Source organism: Pseudomonas sp. (assembly GCF_026224925.1).
Classification (GTDB): domain Bacteria; phylum Pseudomonadota; class Gammaproteobacteria; order Pseudomonadales; family Pseudomonadaceae; genus Aquipseudomonas.
This window is the reverse complement of record NZ_JAMFRV010000325.1, coordinates 1-3,345: the sequence shown is the minus strand read 5'-3', so window position 1 is coordinate 3,345 and position 3,345 is coordinate 1. Positions and strand designations below refer to the sequence as shown.

Annotated in this window: 3 protein-coding genes; all 3 read right to left on the bottom strand. The window is 59.5% G+C overall.

Annotation, left to right across the window (positions count from 1 at the left end; translation table 11 throughout):
• Positions 1-174 precede the first annotated feature (174 nt).
• Entirely contained in the window at positions 175-1,779 is a 1,605-nt protein-coding gene (gene ctaD / locus M0974_RS14025; RefSeq protein WP_297837607.1) for a cytochrome c oxidase subunit I, read from the bottom strand.
• Between the two features lie 97 nt (positions 1,780-1,876).
• Complete coding sequence (gene coxB / locus M0974_RS14020; RefSeq protein ID WP_297837605.1) at positions 1,877-3,115, bottom strand: cytochrome c oxidase subunit II; 1,239 nt, start codon at positions 3,113-3,115, stop codon at positions 1,877-1,879.
• Positions 3,116-3,187: 72 nt separating this feature from the next.
• Positions 3,188-3,334 carry a DUF2244 domain-containing protein gene (locus M0974_RS33325; RefSeq protein WP_367279015.1) on the bottom strand — a complete coding sequence of 49 codons (147 nt, stop codon included), beginning with the start codon at positions 3,332-3,334 and terminating at the stop codon, positions 3,188-3,190.
• Between the last annotated feature and the right edge of the window lie 11 nt (positions 3,335-3,345).

Here is a 3,345-nt window from a genome sequence, read left to right as displayed (position 1 = left end):
CTGGCGATCGACGCGACAAAAAACACCAACACGATACCCAACAAAATCATCCCGCCGCGAAAACATGCGCGACGTTGCTGCTCAGTCAGGGTTACCTGCGATTTCTGGTTCATGATCTTTTCTAAAGCCGGGCGCGAGCCCGGCACTAACAATACAGTGTGCTGCGGGCAGCTTTTACTCAACCACCGGCGGTGTTTCAAACGTATGGAACGGCGGCGGGCTCGGCAACGTCCACTCCAGCCCCTCGGCGCCATCCCACGGCTTGTCGCCCGCTTCCAGATGATTCTCGGCGCCGCGATAAGCCGGCAGCGCGACCCAGAACAGGAAGTACACCTGCATCAAGCCGAACACGAACGCACCGATCGTCGCAACCTGATTGAAGTCGGTGAACTGCGCCGGATAATCGGCATAGCGACGCGGCATCCCGGCCAGGCCAAGGAAGTGCATCGGGAAGAACGTCACGTTGAACGAGATCAACGAACCCCAGAAGTGGATCTTGCCGCGCAGTTCGTTGTACATGAACCCGGTCCACTTCGGCGACCAGTAATACCAGCCGGCGAACAGCGCGAACAGCGAACCCGCCACCAGCACATAGTGGAAGTGCGCCACGATGTAATAGGTGCCGTGCAGCGCGATATCGAGCGGTGCAATCGCCAGGATCAGACCGGTAAAGCCACCCATCGTGAACACGAACAGAAAGCCGATTGCGAACAACATCGGCGTCTCGAAGGTCATGGAACCGCGCCACATCGTCGCGATCCAGTTGAACACCTTCACGCCGGTCGGCACGGCCACCAGCAGCGACGCGTACATGAAGAACAACTGACCGGTCACCGGCATGCCGGGGACGAACATGTGGTGAGCCCACACCATGAACGACAGGATCGCGATCGACGACGTCGCGTACACCATGGAGCTGTAGCCGAACAGTTTTTTGCGTGAGAACGCCGGAATCACCTGCGAGATAATGCCGAACGCCGGCAAAATCATGATGTACACCTCAGGGTGACCGAAGAACCAGAATACGTGCTGATAAAGAACCGGGTCGCCGCCACCTGCCGCATTGAAGAACGAGGTGCCGAAGTGGCGATCGAACAGCAGCATGGTGATCGCGCCTGCCAGCACCGGCATCACGGCGATCAGCAGGAAAGCGGTGATCAGCCAGGTCCAGACGAACATCGGCATTTTCATCAACGTCATGCCGGGAGCGCGCAGGTTAAGGATGGTCACGACGATGTTGATCGAGCCCATGATCGACGAAGCGCCGAGAATGTGGATCGCGAAAATACCCAGGTCCATGCCCGGGCCCATTTGCACCGACAGCGGCGCATAGAGCGTCCAGCCCGCAGCGCTGGCGCCGCCGGGTGAAAACAGGGAAACCACCAGCAGGAACGCGGCCGGCGGCAGCAGCCAGAAGCTCAGGTTGTTCATCCGCGCGAACGCCATGTCGGGCGCGCCGATTTGCAGCGGAACCATCCAGTTCGCGAAGCCGACGAAGGCCGGCATGATCGCACCGAAGATCATGATCAGCCCGTGCAGGGTCGTCATCTGGTTGAAGAACTCCGGACGCACGATCTGCAGGCCCGGCTGGAACAATTCGGTACGGATAATCAGCGCCATCACGCCGCCCACCATAAACATGGTGAACGAGAAAATCAGGTAGAGCGTACCGATGTCCTTGTGATTGGTGGCATATAGCCAGCGCCGCCAGCCTTGCGGATAACCGTGCGCGTGATCGTGATCGTGACCCACCACGTGATCGTGCGAGACCGTCGACATAACCCCTCTCCTTACGCTTGACTACGATGCCCGCGGGAATGCGCGGGCAAATCTTTTAATTCGCACACCGGGCGCAGCCTCGCGCCCGAAGCAACTCTCAGCTGGCGGCCTTGCTGCTCTCGACAGGCGCCGGGCTGGCCGCCTGTTTTTGGCCGCCTGGCAGCGTCTTGCCGTCACGCGCGGCGCCGACCACGCCGGGCTGTACAGTCTGGCCGGTGTGATTACCCCACGAATTACGAATATAGGTGACCACCGAGGCAATCTCGAGATCGCTCAAGTCATTGCCCCAAGCCGGCATCTGGCCCTTGCCGTGCAGCACAATATTGATGTTGTCCGAGACCGGGCCGTTCACGATGTGATCGCCATCCAGCGCAGGGAAGGGTCCGACGCCCTTGCCGTTTGCCTGATGGCAGGCGACGCAGTTACTCATATAGACTTTCTGGCCGTTCGCGATCAGTTCGCCGTGCGAGTAGTCGCCGGTGTGGGCCGCTGTAGCAGCACCTGCCGCCAGCGCCGCGGATTGCGTCGTCTTGACCCATGCCGCATAGTCGCCCTCAGACAGTACGTTCACCACCACCGGCATGAACGCATGTTCCTTGCCGCACAGCTCGGTGCAGAAGCCACGGAAGGTGCCGGTGCGCTCGGCCTTGAACCAGGTATCGCGCACGAAACCGGGAATCGCATCCTGCTTGACGCCGAAAGCCGGCACGTACCACGAGTGCACCACGTCGGCCGCGGTCGTAATGATGCGGATTTTTTTGCCAACCGGCACCACGAGCGGGTGGTCGACTTCCTGCAAATAGGTATCGGTGATCGGCGCGCGACCATCTATTTCATCACGCGGTGTCGACAACGAGGAGATGAACGAAATGCCTTCGCCCGGTCCTTTGATGTAGTCGTAGCCCCACTTCCACTGATAGCCCGTCACTTTGACGGTCAGGTCGGCGTTCGAGGTGTCTTTCATCGCGACCACGGAACGGGTCGCGGGCACGGCCATCGCAATCACGATCAGCAGCGGCACGGCGGTCCAGAGAATTTCAACCGTAGTGCTTTCATGAAAATTGGCTGCTTTGTATCCTTTCGACTTGCGGTGCGCAAAAATCGAATAAAACATCACGCCGAATACGCCGACAAAAATCACCAGGCAAATCAGCAACATCGCCGTGTGCAGGTCGTAGAGCTCCTGAGCGATATGGGTCACCGGCGGTTGGAAATTCAGCTCATTAACGGCCGGCCCTCCGGGACTATCCTTGACGTCGACGGCATAAGCCCCGCCCGCCATCAGCAGGCCACCGATCGCCAGCCCGCCCGCCAGGGCTCGCTTGATTGATTTCATAGCTTCCTTACCCAAATTAACCATTCAGACTCGAGCCTGCCCGGTGGCGCCGGTCAGGCTCGGACGCATGCCTCAGGAACAACGCCGCAGCCATATGCGCAACTCAGCTGCAAACTGAGCACGCCGCTCAAGCGCAAGATGTTGTCCAATCTCAATCTTTTTACCCGAAACGTGCAGCGTAATCGGCTCGGACTCGCGTCCCCATTTGCCGCTTACCACCGGTCCCGCCT

Bases quoted from the DNA above. Each gene is read 5' to 3' on its own strand.
- coxB (WP_297837605.1), bottom strand. From the start codon at position 3,115: ATGAAATCAATCAAGCGAGCCCTGGCGGGCGGGCTGGCGATCGGTGGC.
- ctaD (WP_297837607.1), bottom strand. From the start codon at position 1,779: ATGTCGACGGTCTCGCACGATCACGTGGTGGGTCACGATCACGATCAC.